The 14,833-nt window shown below is 70.7% G+C and carries 13 protein-coding genes, 1 pseudogene and 1 CRISPR repeat array; of the genes and pseudogenes, 7 read left to right on the top strand and 7 right to left on the bottom strand.

What is annotated here, in order from left to right; translation table 11 throughout:
* Positions 1-20: 20 nt before the first annotated feature.
* A CRISPR array of direct repeats spans positions 21-343; the repeat unit is 37 nt; unit sequence GTTTCACCGACCCATAAAGCCCATAGGGCATGGAAAC.
* A gap of 182 nt (positions 344-525) precedes the next feature.
* Positions 526-759 (bottom strand): hypothetical protein, encoded by a 234-nt coding sequence (locus ACFHWE_RS12365; RefSeq protein WP_416601317.1) that lies wholly within the window; start codon positions 757-759, stop codon positions 526-528.
* A 119-nt stretch (positions 760-878) separates the two neighbouring features.
* On the opposite strand from ACFHWE_RS12365, the gene ACFHWE_RS12360 reads away from it, so the two are divergent.
* Entirely contained in the window at positions 879-1,163 is a 285-nt protein-coding gene (locus ACFHWE_RS12360) for a putative quinol monooxygenase (RefSeq protein WP_416601315.1), read from the top strand.
* A 45-nt stretch (positions 1,164-1,208) separates the two neighbouring features.
* Here ACFHWE_RS12360 and ACFHWE_RS12355 read toward each other — a convergent pair whose 3' ends face one another.
* The gene (locus ACFHWE_RS12355; RefSeq protein WP_416601313.1) at positions 1,209-2,057 is read right to left on the bottom strand and encodes a helix-turn-helix domain-containing protein; all 849 of its coding nucleotides are present in this window, start codon (positions 2,055-2,057) and stop codon (positions 1,209-1,211) included.
* A 137-nt stretch (positions 2,058-2,194) separates the two neighbouring features.
* Between ACFHWE_RS12355 and ACFHWE_RS12350 the strand changes: the two genes are divergently transcribed.
* Entirely contained in the window at positions 2,195-2,905 is a 711-nt protein-coding gene (locus ACFHWE_RS12350; RefSeq protein ID WP_416601312.1) for an SDR family NAD(P)-dependent oxidoreductase, read from the top strand.
* A 37-nt stretch (positions 2,906-2,942) separates the two neighbouring features.
* Here ACFHWE_RS12350 and ACFHWE_RS12345 read toward each other — a convergent pair whose 3' ends face one another.
* The 3 genes from ACFHWE_RS12345 to ACFHWE_RS12335 all read right to left on the bottom strand — a co-directional run bounded on the left by ACFHWE_RS12345 (position 2,943) and on the right by ACFHWE_RS12335 (position 5,780).
* Positions 2,943-3,581 (bottom strand): MBL fold metallo-hydrolase, encoded by a 639-nt coding sequence (locus tag ACFHWE_RS12345; RefSeq protein WP_416601310.1) that lies wholly within the window; start codon positions 3,579-3,581, stop codon positions 2,943-2,945.
* A gap of 88 nt (positions 3,582-3,669) precedes the next feature.
* The gene (locus ACFHWE_RS12340) at positions 3,670-4,662 is read right to left on the bottom strand and encodes an adenylate/guanylate cyclase domain-containing protein (RefSeq protein WP_416601309.1); all 993 of its coding nucleotides are present in this window, start codon (positions 4,660-4,662) and stop codon (positions 3,670-3,672) included.
* 245 nt (positions 4,663-4,907) lie between these two features.
* Entirely contained in the window at positions 4,908-5,780 is an 873-nt protein-coding gene (locus ACFHWE_RS12335; RefSeq protein WP_416601307.1) for a biotin--[acetyl-CoA-carboxylase] ligase, read from the bottom strand.
* A gap of 129 nt (positions 5,781-5,909) precedes the next feature.
* On the opposite strand from ACFHWE_RS12335, the gene ACFHWE_RS12330 reads away from it, so the two are divergent.
* Together ACFHWE_RS12330 and ACFHWE_RS12325 are read left to right on the top strand one after the other, a co-directional pair.
* Positions 5,910-6,524: a Uma2 family endonuclease gene (locus ACFHWE_RS12330; protein WP_416601305.1), complete on the top strand. Its 615-nt coding sequence runs from the start codon at positions 5,910-5,912 to the stop codon at positions 6,522-6,524.
* Positions 6,525-6,674: 150 nt separating this feature from the next.
* Positions 6,675-7,283, top strand: coding sequence for a Uma2 family endonuclease (locus ACFHWE_RS12325; protein WP_416601303.1), 609 nt, complete (start codon positions 6,675-6,677; stop codon positions 7,281-7,283).
* Between the two features lie 63 nt (positions 7,284-7,346).
* On the opposite strand, the gene ACFHWE_RS12320 is transcribed toward ACFHWE_RS12325, so the two are convergent.
* Positions 7,347-9,908: a phosphoenolpyruvate carboxylase gene (locus ACFHWE_RS12320; protein WP_416601441.1), complete on the bottom strand. Its 2,562-nt coding sequence runs from the start codon at positions 9,906-9,908 to the stop codon at positions 7,347-7,349.
* A 335-nt stretch (positions 9,909-10,243) separates the two neighbouring features.
* On the opposite strand from ACFHWE_RS12320, the gene ACFHWE_RS12315 reads away from it, so the two are divergent.
* The 3 genes from ACFHWE_RS12315 (at position 10,244) to ACFHWE_RS12305 (ending at position 13,917) form a co-directional block, all read left to right on the top strand.
* Positions 10,244-11,854, top strand: a complete 1,611-nt coding sequence (locus ACFHWE_RS12315; RefSeq protein ID WP_416601301.1) for an acyl-CoA carboxylase subunit beta — start codon at positions 10,244-10,246, stop codon at positions 11,852-11,854.
* Positions 11,851-12,072 carry an acyl-CoA carboxylase subunit epsilon gene (locus tag ACFHWE_RS12310; protein ID WP_416601299.1) on the top strand — a complete coding sequence of 74 codons (222 nt, stop codon included), beginning with the start codon at positions 11,851-11,853 and terminating at the stop codon, positions 12,070-12,072. The genes ACFHWE_RS12315 and ACFHWE_RS12310 overlap by 4 nt, the downstream gene beginning before the upstream one ends.
* Positions 12,073-12,150: 78 nt before the next feature.
* Positions 12,151-13,917, top strand: coding sequence for a biotin carboxylase N-terminal domain-containing protein (locus ACFHWE_RS12305; protein WP_416601298.1), 1,767 nt, complete (start codon positions 12,151-12,153; stop codon positions 13,915-13,917).
* Between the two features lie 61 nt (positions 13,918-13,978).
* Here ACFHWE_RS12305 and ACFHWE_RS12300 read toward each other — a convergent pair.
* Positions 13,979-14,583: pseudogene (locus ACFHWE_RS12300) on the bottom strand (Uma2 family endonuclease).
* Positions 14,584-14,833 lie beyond the last annotated feature (250 nt).

The following is a 14,833-nucleotide window of genomic DNA, read 5'->3' as shown; positions in this document are numbered from 1 at the left end:
ACCAGCGAAAAACGGCAAGGGTTTCACCGACCCATAAAGCCCATAGGGCATGGAAACCTTGCTGCGGTCGTGAAGAGGCTCCCTCTTCGTCGTTTCACCGACCCATAAAGCCCATAGGGCATGGAAACGCGCTGCAGGTGTTTTCACACTGCGAGTTGCAGTTGTTTCACCGACCCATAAAGCCCATAGGGCATGGAAACCCGATCAGAGGTGTCAGTCTGCTCAGGAGCCTGCTGTTTCACCGACCCATAAAGCCCATAGGGCATGGAAACTTTGCGGGGCGCCGGCATACCGATTACCCGCTTCGTTTCACCGGCCTATAAAGCCCATAGGGCATGGAAATCGGGACCGAACCAGAGCGTCATAGCGTCCAGGTCGGTTTCACCGGCCTATAAAGCCCCCGGGGCATCCGGCGCCGACTCCCCTACTCCCGAAGAACAGCGCGAGCCCTGTGCTGGTGCAGGGGTCGGGTGGTCGACCCCTGCACCAGCACAGGGCTCGCGGCCCAGAAACCGCGCCCCTCGGCTACTGCGAACAGCACGCCCCGGCATGAGAAACGCGTTCTATAGCGCTGGAGCTATAGAACGCAGACACGGCCCCACCCCGGTTCCGGTCGATGCAGCCGAGTTCGGCGCGGACGTGGTCGGGCAGGGGCTCGCCGATCACGTCGCGCAGCAGGGCCGGGGCCAGTTCCGGATGGTGGTGGAACAGGCGCACCTTGAATTCGTGGTCGCATCCGGGCATACGACGACGCTGCATCGAGTAACGGCATCGGCACCGAAGGTTCCGGAAATCCGTGGACGGTCGGCCTCACCCGAACCGTCGGGGGGCTCTTCTAAGGTCGGGGTGACCGCTTTCCTACCGACGGCGAGGACGACATGCTCATCATCTCCGGCAGCATCACCGTGCACCCCGACCAGCGCGAACGGTACCTGGAGGGCTGCGCGGGGATCGTGGAGCAGGCGCGCTCGGCCCCGGGCTGCCTGGACTTCGCGCTCTCCCCCGACCTCCTCGACCCGGCTCGGATCAACGTCTACGAGCGCTGGGAGTCCGCGACCGAACTGGAGGACTTCCGCGGGGCGGCGCCCTCGACGGGCCAGGAGGAGTCGATCACGGACGCGTCGGTGGCGCGGTACGTCATCTCCTCCGTCGAGGCCCCCTAGAGGCCGCCCCCGAAGCACGCCACTGCGGCTTCACTCAGGGTGGCCCTACCGCGTCGGCTCCCCGAACTGGCTGCCGATGACGTCGAGGAGCTCAAGCCGATCGACGTCGTCACCACCGGGAACGGCGGTGTAGGCGACGATACGCAGATCGGCGCCAGGGACCGTGAGAACGTCGCAGTCGAGAGAGAGTGTTCCGACGTCAGGGTGCCGAACGGTCTTGGTGTGCGCCTCGTGGACGCCCACGACCCCGCTGTCCCACAGGCGCACGAACTCGGCACCGGTACCCCTCAGGTCCGTGACGAGAGAGCGCAGACCGGCATCAGCGGGATAGCGGACGGATGCCACCCTGAGATCGGCAACCAGGGCCGCCTCGAACTGTGACCGCTGTCCAGGGGTGTGGCCAACCCGGCTGGGCAGACCGGCGAAATGACGCCAGGCGACGTTGCGCTCGCGCCCGCGCGTCGCCGACGGGTCCCCGAACAAGGCCGCCCAGAGTGGGTTCCACAGGATCAGGTTCCAGGCAGCGTCGTACACACTCAGCGGTGTACCGCCCATCTGGTCGAGCAGTCTTCGGACACCGGGTGGGACGTGGGCCGACACCTGACCGGGGCTCGGTGCTAGCTGGCCCGCGATGAGGTACAGGTGTTCGCGTTCGGCCGTCGACAGCCGCAGTGCCCGGGCCAGCGCGGACAGCACCTGCACGGACGGGGCGGTCGACCTGCCCTGTTCCAGGCGGATGACGTAGTCGACCGACAGCCCTGCGAGCTGCGCGAGTTCCTCACGCCGCAGCCCGGCGGCACGCCGCACCCCGTTGGCGGGCAGCCCCACCGCCGCGGGAGCCGTGCGGTCGCGCCAGCCGCGCAGTGCCCTGCCCAGTTCCTTGGATCCGCTCACAGTCCCAGTATCCCGCTTCCGCGTCCGGACAGCCTGGTACTGGCGCACCACAGGCAGCGGCGGGTGCTGGCTGTCCGCCCGGGGACGGAGAAGGGTGAAGGCGTCTTCACCCCACCGACCGCCGAAAGCGAGAAATCATGACCACCGCACTGATCACCGGAGCCAACAAGGGGCTCGGCTTCGAGACGGCCCGACGCCTGATCGAGGCGGGACACACCGTCTACGTCGGGGCCCGTGACGCACACGCCGGCCGGGCTGCGGCCGGACGGCTCGGCTCCCGCGCCCGGTTCGTCCGGCTCGACGTCACCGACGAGGACTCCGTCAAGGCCGCCGCCGAATTCGTGCGCACGGACGCGGGCGGCCATCTCGACGTCCTGGTCAACAACGCGGGGATCGCGGGTGCCGGCAAACTCGGCCGTGTCGGCGACGTCACCGGGACCGACATGAGGAACACCTACGACACGAACGTCTTCGGCGCCGTACGCGTCACACACGCCTTCCTGCCGTTGCTGGAGGCGGCCGGGGCTCCGGTCGTCGTCAACGTCAGCAGCGGTCTCGGCTCGCTGGCGGCGACCAACGACCCGGACCGCTTGGAGTCTCGGGTGACGATGCTGGACTACAACTCCTCCAAGACCGCCCTGGTGATGGTCACCTCGCAGTACGCCAAGGCCTACCCCGCTCTCCGGTTCAACGCCGTCGACCCGGGCTACACGGCCACCGCCCTCAACGGCCACCGAGGGACCCAGAGCGTCGAGGAGGGCGCGGAGGTCATCGTCCGTATGGCCCTGATCGGTTCGGACGGCCCCACCGGCGGTTTCTTCGACAAGGACGGTCCGGCCGCCTGGTAGCGGTCGGGCCGTCGGCCCGGGGCGCGGCGGGAGCCCCTTAGAACCCCCGCCGCGCCCACTCGTCCAGGTGCTCGGCGGCCTCGGCGATCGTGGTGGACTCCCCGTGGCCGGGGTGCACCACGGTCTCGGGCGGCAGGACCGCCAGGTGGTCGCGGATGGAGGCGATGACGGTCGGGAAGTCCGAGAAGGGCTGACCGGTCGCACCCGGACCGCCCGGAAAGAGTGTGTCCCCGCTGAACAGCACCCCCGGTTCCGCCGCGTGCAGGCACACCCCGCCGGGGGTGTGGCCCGGGGTGTGCAGAATCCGGAGCTCCAGGCCCCCGGCGACGAGGGTCTCGCCGTGCAGCAGCGGCGCGTCCGGTTCGCGGTCGGGGTGGACCCGCTCCCAGAGTTCGGCGTCGTCGGGGTGCAGCAGGATCGGGGAGGACGTCAGCTCGGCGAGCGCCACGGCGGCGTTCACGTGGTCGCTGTGGGCGTGGGTGCACACGATCGCCATGAGTTCGCGGTCGCCCAGCCCCCGGGCGATCCGCTCGTGGTCGTGGGCGGCGTCGATCACGACCGCGCTCCGCGCGTCCCCCACGATCCACACGTTGTTCTCGACGTCGGCCTCGCTGCCCTCCAGGCTGAAGAGCCCCGAGGTGCGCAGCCGCTCCACCGGGTTCGGGGTGCTCGGCACTGGGTCACCACCTCAACGTTCGCGGGCCGGTTCGATGCTCCCCGACCCTATCGGCGATCGCCCGCGCGGCTGGGCTTTCCGGCCCGGTTCACGCCCCGCCGGGCTCGAAGCTGCGGCGCAGGGCGTAGGGCTGGATGAGTCCGAGGCCGTGGGCGTGGCGGGCGCGCACCCGCACCACCTGGATGCCCTCGTGGCCGTCGAGGCGTTCGGCGAGGGCGTCGTCGATGAGGACGGTGCCGGGACGGGCGAAGGAGGTCAGGCGGCTGGAGCGGTTCACGGTGGTGCCGAACACGTCGCCGTGCAGGGTGAGGACGGGGCCGTAGGCCACCCCCACCCGGACGTCGGGCACCTCCACGTGGGTGGTGACCCCGGATGCCAGGCGCAGGGCGATGTCGGCGGCCTCGGCCGGGGAGTCGGCGACGTAGAGGATCTCGTCGCCGAGCGTCTTGACGACCCGGCCGCCGCCGGAGGCGACGATGTCGGCGGCGGTGGCCTCGAACCCCTCGACCACGTCGGCGAGTTCGAGTTCGTCCAGCTCGCGGCTGAGCGTGGTGAAGGAGACGAGGTCGGCGAAGCCCACGATGAGCGGGTAGTAGTTGGGGACGGTGTCGGTGTTGTTGGACATCACCGTCAGGGTGCGCGCGGTGGAGGCGGCCAGCTGCCGCCGCCAGATGTGCAGCAGCAGCCGTTCGACGTCCGGCAGCAGCTCCTTGACCTGGTTCATGAGCGGGCTGCCGGTGGAGTCGCCGCCGTCACCGGTCATGAGCGTGCTGAGGATGCTGGTCTGCCAGTCGGCCAGGCGGGACATGGTCTGGCCCATGGCGCGGGCGAAGCGGACCACGCCCTGCTCGTCCAGGAGCCCCTCCGCCAGGAGGGAGTGGGTGATGCGCAGCGCCTCGACGTCGCTCTCGGCGAAGACAACGGCGTCGTCGGCCTGGGTGGGGAAGCCGAGGGCGCGCCAGACACGGCCCGCGATCTCGGGGTCCGCACCGGAGAGTTCGATCGCCTGCCGTTTGGTGTACACCGGTTCACCGCCGAGCAGGACGGACTCGATCGCTTTCGGGTCGGGACGCGACGGCATACGTTCTCTCTCAGACCATCCCCGCGAATACGGAGTACGAGCACTTCGTCACTGTGTCGGCGGTGCGGCGCGGTTGTTCCCCACCAGCCTACGCCCGCGGCCTCTTCCCAAAGGAGGGGTCGTCGGGCCACCACGGGAGCACGCCTCTCCGAACGGCGGGGACGCACGACTCCCGATCGTTGTACCAATGATCATGTCACGATCTTTCGGAAATCGGGAGTTCCACAGCCGAAACCGTACGAAGGTCAGGGGGAGCGGTCGCCGGGCCGGACGTGCACGACGTCGCCGACGGTCAGCGCCCGCTCACCGACGGGCCCGCGCACCACGAGCCGGGCCTGGGCGTCCACGGCGGCGGCCTCGCCCTCCAGGACGGAGCCGCCGGGCAGGTGGACGCGGACCCGGCGCCCCACGGTCGTGCACAGGTCCCGGTAGGCGTCGGCCAGGCCGCGGGCACCGGCGTCGCCGCGGGCGGCGCTCCACACCGTGTACAACTCCTCGAATTCGGTGAGGACCGCGGTGAGCAGGGCGGTGCGGTCCGGTTCGGCGGCCCCCTCGCCGGTCAGGGACGCGGCGGTGTCCACGGGCAGTTCGGCGCGGGTCTGGGACACGTTGAGGCCCGTGCCCACGACCACGGCCGGGGCGCCGGGGTCGGAGAAGTCGGCCTCGGAGAGGATTCCGGCGAGCTTGCCGTCGGCGGTCGCCGCGTCGGAGCGGGACCCCGCGGGGACGATGACGTCGTTGGGCCACTTCAGCGCGGCGGCGACCCCGGTCCGCGCACGGATCGCCCGGACGGCGGCCACACCCATGAGCAGCGGCAGCCAGCCGAGCGCGTCGGGGTGGGCGCGGGGGCGCAGCAGGACGGAGAAGGTGAGCGCGGCGCGGTCGGGGGTGGTGAAGCCGCGGCCGAGGCGGCCCTTGCCGGCGGTCTGGTGCTCGGTGGCGAGCACGGCGCCGTGCGGGGCGCCGCCCTTGGCGCGGGCGGCGAGTTCGGTGTTGGTGGAGCCCACGGCGGGCAGTACCTCGACGGAGCGCCACGTCCCGCCGGGGCGGACCAGGGCGGCGGTGAGCGCCGCCGTGTCGAGCGGCGGGCGCGAGAGGTCCTCGGTGTCAGGGGTCATGGCCCCATTACAGCAGCGAGGCGATCGCCTGGGGAAAACCTGTCCCGATGGGAGGGCAGCGGTTATCCTGAAACCGGCGCATCGGTGATCACGCGCTGCTACGTTCAGCTACCGGAGGTGGCGCCGCAGATGAGTATCGCGGAAGCGGAAACCGGATCGGTGACCCCGGTACCGTCCCGGTGGGACGTCGTGCTGCGCGCCTGGAAGGAACTGGACCTGCCCGAGGGTTGGCGGGCCGAGATCATCGAAGGCGACATCGTCATCATGACGCCCCCTAAATACGACCACAACCACATCGTGTGGCTGGTCAACAAAGCGCTGATGCGTGAGATCCTGCGCCCGGGCAGCCGCGTCTCCGAGGCGGAGGTCCACCAGGCACAGGACATCCGGGTCCCGGTGACCGACAGCGTGTACATCCCGGATCTGATGGTCCTGCCCGAGTCCGCGCCCGATCCCGACGCCGAGAACCCGGCGGCCGACGCGATCCTCGTGGTCGAGGTGGCCTCGCCGAGCACGGCGAAGAAGGACCGCAAGGCCAAGCTGTGGGGCTACGCGCACGCCGGGATCCCCCTGTACCTGCTGGTGGACCGCTGGGACCCGGACACCGGCCAGGAGGCCGCGACCCTGTTCGCCGAGCCCGAGCGCGGCGTCTACAAGCACGTCGAGAAGGTGTTCTTCGGCGAGCCGCTGAAGCTGCCCGAGCCGTTCGGCATCACGCTGGACACCTCCGGCTTCCCCGCCTGACTTCTCCCAAACAGAGCCTCGTCCAGCTCCCGGACAGCGAGGCGATCGCCTGGGGAAAACCTGCCCCGTTGGGAGGGCACGGGTTATCCTGAAACCGGCGCATCGGTGATCACGCGCTGCTACGTTCAGCTACCGGAGGTGGCACGACAGGTGAGTATCACGCAAGCGGAGACGCCGGCGAACACTCCATCCGCCTGGGAACTGTCGTTGCGCACCTGGGAAGCGCTGGACCTGCCTGAGGGCTGGCAGGCCGAGATCATCGAAGGCGGTCTCTTCTTCGTGGTGCCCCCCTCTCGCGAACACGCGCGGATCGTCGCCTTGCTGCAGAAGCAGCTCTATCGCGAGATCCTGCGCGACGGGAGCGGTCTTTCCGAAGCCGATGTACACCAGACACTCGATGTGCGGGTTCCACTGCGGTCGAGCCTGTTCATTCCCGACCTGGTGGTTCTTCCGTACTCGGTGCTGGAGTACGACCCCGACGGCATGGTCTCGGACGCTCTACTGGCCGTCGAGGTGACGTCGAAGAGCACGGCGGAGAAGGACCGCAAGGCCAAGCTGTGGGGGTACGCGCACGCCGGGGTACCCCTGTACCTGCTGGTAGACCGGTGGGACCCAGAGACGGGCAGAGGCGAGACCACCTTGTTCTCAGCGCCCGAGAACGGCCGGTACACCTCGGCGACCAAGGTCCCCTTCGGCAAGGACATCGACCTGCCCGAGCCGTTCGGCTTCACGCTGGACACCTCCGGCTTCCCCGTCTGACCCCTCCCGCGTACGCGAGCGCCCCCGCACCGGGGTGCGGGGGCGCCGACGTCCGTTCGGGGCTCAGCCGGTGTTCTGCAACCCGGCGGCCACGCCGCTCACCGACAGCAGCAGGAGCCGCTCCAGGTGCTGGCGGTCCTGCTCGGAGAGGGCGTCCGCCTCCTCGCCGCGCAGCGCCTCCAGGGCGCGCAGTTGCAGGTGGGAGAGGGCGTCCACGTACGGGTTGCGCAGGTCCACCGCGCGGGAGAGCACCGCCCGGTTCTCCAGCGGACGGCCGTGCCCGGTCACCTTAAGCACCAGGTCGCGGGTGCGGTCGTACTCGGCGAGCACGCGTTCGGCCAGTTCCGGTCGGCCTCCCAGCGCCAGGTAGCGCTCGGCGATGGTCCGGTCGGTCTTGGCAAGGCTCATCTCGGCGTTGTCCAGCAGCGAGGCGAACATGGGCCACTCGCGGTAGGCCGCCTGGAGCACGGACAGGTCCTCGACCGCCGCCAGGCCGGTGCCGAGCCCGAACCAGCCGGGCAGGTTCACGCGGGTCTGGGTCCAGGCGAACACCCACGGGATGGCGCGCAGGTCGCCCAGGCCGCGGGCGGCGCCACGGCGGGCGGGGCGCGAGCCCAGGCGCAGTTCGCCGAGCTCCTCCAGCGGGCTGACCCGGGAGAACCACACGGCGAAGTCCTCGGTGTTGACTAGGTCCAGGTAGGCCGCCTGAGCGGCTTCGGCGATGGTGTCGGCGTGCGGGCGGTACCGCTCGGCGGCGGAGCGCTCGTGGTCCTGGACGGCGTCGGTGGAGGAGATCAGGACGGCGTGGCCGACCTGCTCGATGTGGCGGCGGGCGATGGCGGACTGGCCGTAGCGGGCGAAGATGACCTCGCCCTGCTCGGTGACCTTGAACCGCCCGTCCACCGAACCGGGGGCCTGGGCGAGCAGCGCCCGGCTGGCCGGGCCGCCGCCGCGGCCCAGGGAACCGCCCCTGCCGTGGAAGAGGGTGAGACGCACGTCGTGCTTGCGCGCCCACTCGGCGAGGCGGGCCTGCGCGTCGTACAGGCGCAGGGTGGCGCTGACCGGCCCGACGTCCTTGGCGGAGTCGCTGTAGCCGAGCATGACCTCGACTCGCCGCCCGGTCTCGTCCAGCCGCCGCTGGACGGCGGGCAGCTCCAGCATGCCGTCGAGGACGCCGGGTGAGGCGTCCAGGTCGGCGCCGGTCTCGAAGAGCGGGATGACGTCGAGGACGGGGACCCGGTCGGCGGGCAGCGCGTGCTCGGCCAGTTCGTACACCGCGGCGATGTCCTCGGCGGTGCGGGTGAAGCTGACGATGTAGCGGCGGCAGGCCTCCACGCCGAAGCGCTCCTGGATCCAGGAGATGACCCGGAGGGTGGCCAGCACCTCCTCGGTCTTCTCCGAGGGGCGCTTGCCCTCGCGCAGTTCGGCGAGGGCGGCGGCGTGCACCTCGCTGTGCTGGCGTACCTCCAGTTCGGCGAGGTGGAAGCCGAAGGTCTCGGCCTGCCAGATGAGGTGCTGGAGTTCGCCGTAGGCCTGACGGCGCGCTCCGGCCTCGGCCAGCGACTCCTGGACGGTGCGCAGGTCGGCGAGGAAGGCCTCGACGTCCGGGTAGGCGAGGTCGGCGTCGCGTTCGCGGGTGGCGCGCAGCCGCGCGGCGGCGAGCAGGAGCAGCCGCCGGTGCGGTTCGTTGGGCGAGCGGTCGAAGATCTCGCCCATGAGGTCGGGGTAGCCGGCCTGGGCGGAGGAGAGCGTGTCGAGCAGGGCCGCGCTGGCGGGTGTGAGGTTGGAGTAGGCGGTGAGCGTACGCCCCACCCGGGCGCAGGCGCCCTCCAGGCCGCGCAGCACGTGGTCGGACTGGATGAGCATCGCCTCGCGCGTCACGTCGTGGGTGACGAACGGGTTGCCGTCGCGGTCGCCGCCGATCCAGCTCCCGTAGCGCACGAAGGCCTTGGCGCGCGGGGGACGGGTGCCGGTCCCCTCGGGGTCGATGGCGGTGTCCAGGCTCCGGTACACCTGCGGGACGACGTCGAAGATGGTCTCGTCGAAGGCGGCCAGGGCGGTGCGCACCTCGTCGAGGGGGTCGAGCTTGGTGTAGCGCAACTGGGAGGTGCGCCAGAGCAGGTCGATCTCCTCCAGCAGGCGGCGGTGCGCCTCGGCGGCGGCGCTGCTGCCCTCGTGGGAGGAGTGCCAGGCGTCGAGCTGGGCGCTGATGCGCAGGATCGAGGTGGACACGGCGCGGCGGCGGGCCTCGGTGGGGTGGGCGGTCACCACCGGGTGGAACTCCATGCCGTCGACGAGTTCGTCGAGCCGCTCCTCGCCGCCGCCGGACTCGCGCACGGCCCGCACGGCGGCGGCCAGGGACTCGCCGGGCGGGTGGGCGAGGTCGTCGCGCTCGCGCAGGGCGCGCATGCGCTGGTGCTCCTCGGCCAGGTTGGCCAGGTGGAAGTAGACGGTGAAGGCGCGCGCCACCTGCTTGGCCCGCTCCAGGGGCCATCCGGCGACGAGCGCGGTGATCTCCTCGGTGGGGACCGCGCCGTCGCGTGCGCCGATCACGGCGTGCCGGAGCCTCTCGACGTCCTCCAGGAGGTCGGCGCCGCCGCTTTCGGCGAGGACCGTCCCGAGCATCTCGCCGAGCAGTTTGACGTCATTGCGAAGCTGCTCGGGGACTTCCTGTCGTGCACTGTCGCGTTCTGCGCTTACCGCTGTCATAGGGACGACTTTACAGAGACCGTGCCTGCACCGATGTCCCAGGGGGCGCATTTCGTCGGTTTTGCCAGAGCGTTAACAATTGTGTATTTCCAGAGCGAATTCACATTGGATCACGCCGCAATTCCCCGACCCTGCCCCCGCCCGGCGGCGGCACGCGCCGCGGCGCCCCCGCGCACCCGCCCCGGCCCTACGCGCAAGTAACATGCCCCCGGTACTGGTCAGAGCGATAACGACGACTAACCTGGACTGTTATGGCCACCGAAGCCCCTGAACCACTGGCCGCGGCGGAGATCGACATCCACACCACCGCTGGCAAGCTCGCCGACCTGCAACGACGCCGGTATGAGGCGGTCCACGCAGGGTCGGAGCGAGCCGTCGAGAAACAGCACGCCAAGGGCAAGATGACCGCACGCGAGCGCATCGACGCCCTCCTGGACCCGGGTTCGTTCGTGGAGTTCGACGCCCTGGCCCGCCACCGCTCCACCAACTTCGGACTCGCCGACAAACGCCCCTACGGCGACGGCGTCGTCACCGGGCACGGCACGGTCGAGGGCCGACCCGTCGCCGTGTTCAGCCAGGACGTCACCGTCTTCGGCGGCTCCCTCGGCGAGGTCTACGGCGAGAAGATCACCAAGGTCCTCGACCACGCCCTCACCAACGGCTGCCCCGTCGTGGGCATCAACGAGGGCGGCGGCGCGCGCATCCAGGAGGGCGTCGTCGCGCTCGGCCTGTACGCGGAGATCTTCAAGCGCAACACCCACGCCTCCGGCGTCATCCCCCAGATCTCCCTGGTCATGGGGGCCGCCGCCGGAGGGCACGTCTACTCCCCCGCGCTCACCGACTTCGTCGTGATGGTCGACGAGACCTCGCAGATGTTCATCACCGGCCCCGACGTCATCAAGACCGTCACCGGCGAGGACGTCTCCATGGAGGAGCTGGGCGGGGCCCGCGCGCACAACACCAGGTCCGGCGCGGCGCACTACATGGGCGCGGACGAGCAGGACGCCATCGACTACGTCAAGGCCCTGCTCGCGCACCTGCCCGACAACAACCTGGAGGAGGCGCCCGAGCTTCCCCCCGAGAACCCCCTGGGCGACGAACCCGCCGACACCGACCTGGCCCTGGACACGTTCATCCCCGACTCGGCGAACCAGCCCTACGACATGAAGCGGGTCATCGAGGCGGTCCTGGACGACGGCGACTTCCTCGAAGTGCACCCGATGTTCGCCACCAACATCGTGGTGGGCTTCGGCCGCGTCGACGGGCGGTCCGTGGGCGTGGTCGCCAACCAGCCCATGAACCTCGCGGGCTGTCTGGACATCGCCGCCTCCGAGAAGGCGGCGCGCTTCGTGCGCACCTGCGACGCCTTCAACGTGCCCGTGCTGACCTTCGTGGACGTGCCCGGCTTCCTGCCCGGCACCGACCAGGAGTGGGACGGCATCATCCGGCGCGGCGCCAAACTGCTCTACGCCTACGCCGAGGCCACCGTCCCGCTGGTCACCGTGATCACCCGCAAGGCCTTCGGCGGCGCCTACGACGTGATGGGCTCCAAGCACCTGGGCGCCGACGTCAACCTGGCGTGGCCCACCGCGCAGATCGCGGTCATGGGCGCCCAGGGGGCCGTGAACATCCTGCACCGGCGCACGCTCGCCGCCGCCGACGACGTCGAGGCAGAGCGGGAACGGCTCATCACCGAGTACGAGGACACCCTCCTCAACCCCTACTCCGCGGCCGAACGCGGGTACGTGGACGGTGTGATCATGCCCTCCGAGACCCGCGACCAGGTGGCCAAGGCCCTGAGGGCCCTGCGGAACAAGCGCGAGCAGCTCCCGCCCAAGAAGCACGGGAACATCCCGCTGTGAGCGCGCCGAACGACCCCCGCCACCTGGCGGTGGTCCGCGGAGCCCCCTCCGAGGAGGAGCTCGCGGCCCTGACCGCCGTGCTCGCCGCGCGCGCCGCCGCCCGTGCCCGCACGCCGGAGGAGACGGACCGGCCCGCCTCCGGCTGGCGTGACCGCTCACGGCTCCTGCGCGCCCCGCTGCGGCCCGGACCCGGCGCCTGGCGCCTGAGCACGAGGTGAACCCGTGCCACCATCTGAGTTTTCCCGCCGAGCGGACGGCGCGCTCCCGCTCCAGCCACAGCGGAAGGAATCCCCACCGTGCGTAAAGTTCTGATCGCCAACCGCGGCGAGATCGCCGTACGTATCGCCCGCGCCTGCCGCGACGCCGGTCTGGCCAGCGTCGCCGTCTACGCCGAACCCGACCTGGACGCGCTGCACGCCAAGATCGCCGACGAGGCCCACGCCCTGGGCGGCACCACCCCGGCCGAGTCCTACCTGGACATCGCCAAACTCCTGGACGTGGCCGCCCGCACCGGCGCCGACGCCGTCCACCCCGGGTACGGCTTCCTCGCCGAGAACGCCGACTTCGCCCGGGCCGTCATCGACGCCGGGCTCACCTGGATCGGGCCGCCCCCGGCGGCGATCACCGCCCTGGGCGACAAGGTGGCGGCCCGCCACATCGCGCAGAAGGTCGGCGCGCCGCTGGTGGCGGGCACCCCCGATCCGGTCTCCGGGGCCGGGGAGGTCGTGGCCTTCGCCGAGGAGCACGGTCTGCCGATCGCGGTCAAGGCGGCGTTCGGCGGCGGCGGGCGCGGCCTGCGCGTCGCCCACACCATGGACGAGGTCGAGAGCGCCTACGAGTCGGCGGTGCGCGAGGCGGTCACCGCCTTCGGGCGCGGCGAGTGCTTCGTGGAGCGCTACCTGGACAGGCCCCGCCACGTGGAGACCCAGTGCCTGGCCGACACCCACGGCAACGTGGTGGTGGTCTCCACCCGTGACTGCTCGCTCCAGCGCCGCCACCAGAAGCTGGTGGAGGAGGCCCCCGCCCCGTTCCTGACCGCCGACCAGACCGAGCGGCTCTACAGTGCCTCCAAGGCCATCCTCGCCGAGGCGGGCTACGTGGGCGCGGGCACGTGTGAGTTCCTGGTGGGCACCGACGGCACCATCTCGTTCCTGGAGGTCAACACCCGCCTCCAGGTCGAGCACCCGGTGAGCGAGGAGGTCACCGGCCTCGACCTGGTGCGGGAGATGCTGCGCATCGCCGACGGCGAGGAGCTGGGCTACGGCGACCCGCAGATCCGCGGCCACTCCTTCGAGTTCCGCATCAACGCCGAGGACGCCGGGCGTAACTTCATGCCCGCCCCCGGCACCATCACCGAACTCACCCTGCCCGGCGGCCCGGGCGTGCGCGTGGACACCGGCTGCGAGGCCGGGTTCACGGTGCCGCAGGCCTTCGACTCCATGGTCGCCAAGCTCATCGTGACCGGGCGGACCCGCACCGAGGCCCTGGAGCGGTCGCGGCGGGCGCTGGCGGAGTTCACCGTGGGCGGCATGCCCACGGTGATCCCCTTCCATCGGGCCGTGGTGTCCGATCCGGCGTTCGCCCCGGCCGGCCCGGAGCACGCGTTCGGCGTGTACACGCGGTGGATCGAGACCGAGTTCGACAACCGGATCGAGCCGTGGTCGGGCGAGAGCGGCGACGCGGAGCCCGAGCAGCGCGAGACGGTCACCGTGGAGGTGGGCGGCCGGCGTATCGACGTGGTGCTGCCCGCGTCCCTGGGCACCGCCGCGACCGCCCCGGCCGCGAACCCGGGCGGCCGCAGGAAGCGGGCCGCGCGGCGTGGCGGCGGTGCGGCGGCGGTGAGCGGTGACGCTCTGGTCTCGCCGATGCAGGGCACGGTGGTCAAGGTGGTGGCCGCCGAGGGCGCGGCGGTCGCCGAGGGCGACACCGTGGTCGTGATCGAGGCGATGAAGATGGAGCAGCCGCTGAGCGCGCACAAGGCGGGTGTGGTCACCGGGCTGAAGGTCGCCCCGGGCGAGAGCGTGGGCAACGGCGCGGTGGTCTGCGAGGTCAAGGACTCCTAGGGTCCCGCGGTGCCGAGGGGAGGCGTCCGGGGCCGCCTCCCCCTCCCCTGCGTGCGAGGGCTCAGCGCATCCGCGTCAGATCGATGTCCAGGTGGCAGGGCGCGGCGACCTTGACCCGGTCGCGGTGCACACCGGCGGGCGCGTACCGGCCGGACAGCCGGTCGAGCTCGTAGACGTGCACCGCCAGTCCGTACTCCTCCTGCTCCACGAGCCAGAAGTGGGGGATGCCCGCCCGCGCGTAGAGTTCGGGTTTGCGGGCACGGTCCCTGAACTCGGACTCCGGTGACACGACCTCGACCACCAGACGCACATCCTGCACCGGAAACCACGTGTCGTCGGGGCCGCCCAGCGCGGAGGCACGGACCAGCATGAGATCGGGCTCGGGCCGGTTGCGCTCACCGAGTACCGTCGTCATCCCACGGCAGACGATGAGGTCCTCGGGCACCTGCGCGTCCATCTGCCGCTGCAACAGCGTGATCGCGAAGCATGGAAGTACTTCTGGGGGCTCACCAGTACCAGATTTCCGTCGATGAGTTCGGTGTGCCGGGGGAGACCGGGGATCCGGTCGAGATCGTCGGCGGTGAACCCGTCCTGGGGAGGCATCGGCAGCAGCAGCACACCGTCGAGTTCGGGGTCCGGGGGATCGGCCACCGTGGGAACGGACATGTCGTCGCCTCCGGTCGTCAGATCGTCCTCATCACCCATGGTAGTCATCCCTGCCACCTCGCAACGGTGCTTTCCTGAATTGTCCCATCCGTACCCGATGCCCGGCATGACCTCCCCGGCCACGCGCCGTATCCTCGGTGTGTGAGACCGCGAACACTGAGGTCACAGCGCTCCCGTCCGGGAACCCCGGGTCCGCGCCGTTCGTCTCTGACGGTGAAGGAGGCGAGAGGAACCACCATGACGCGCCGCT

Source organism: Nocardiopsis sp. LOL_012, assembly GCF_048060475.1.
Lineage (GTDB): Bacteria > Actinomycetota > Actinomycetes > Streptosporangiales > Streptosporangiaceae > Nocardiopsis.
Note: the sequence above shows the minus strand (reverse complement) of the source record. Positions and strands in the feature narration are given on the sequence as shown.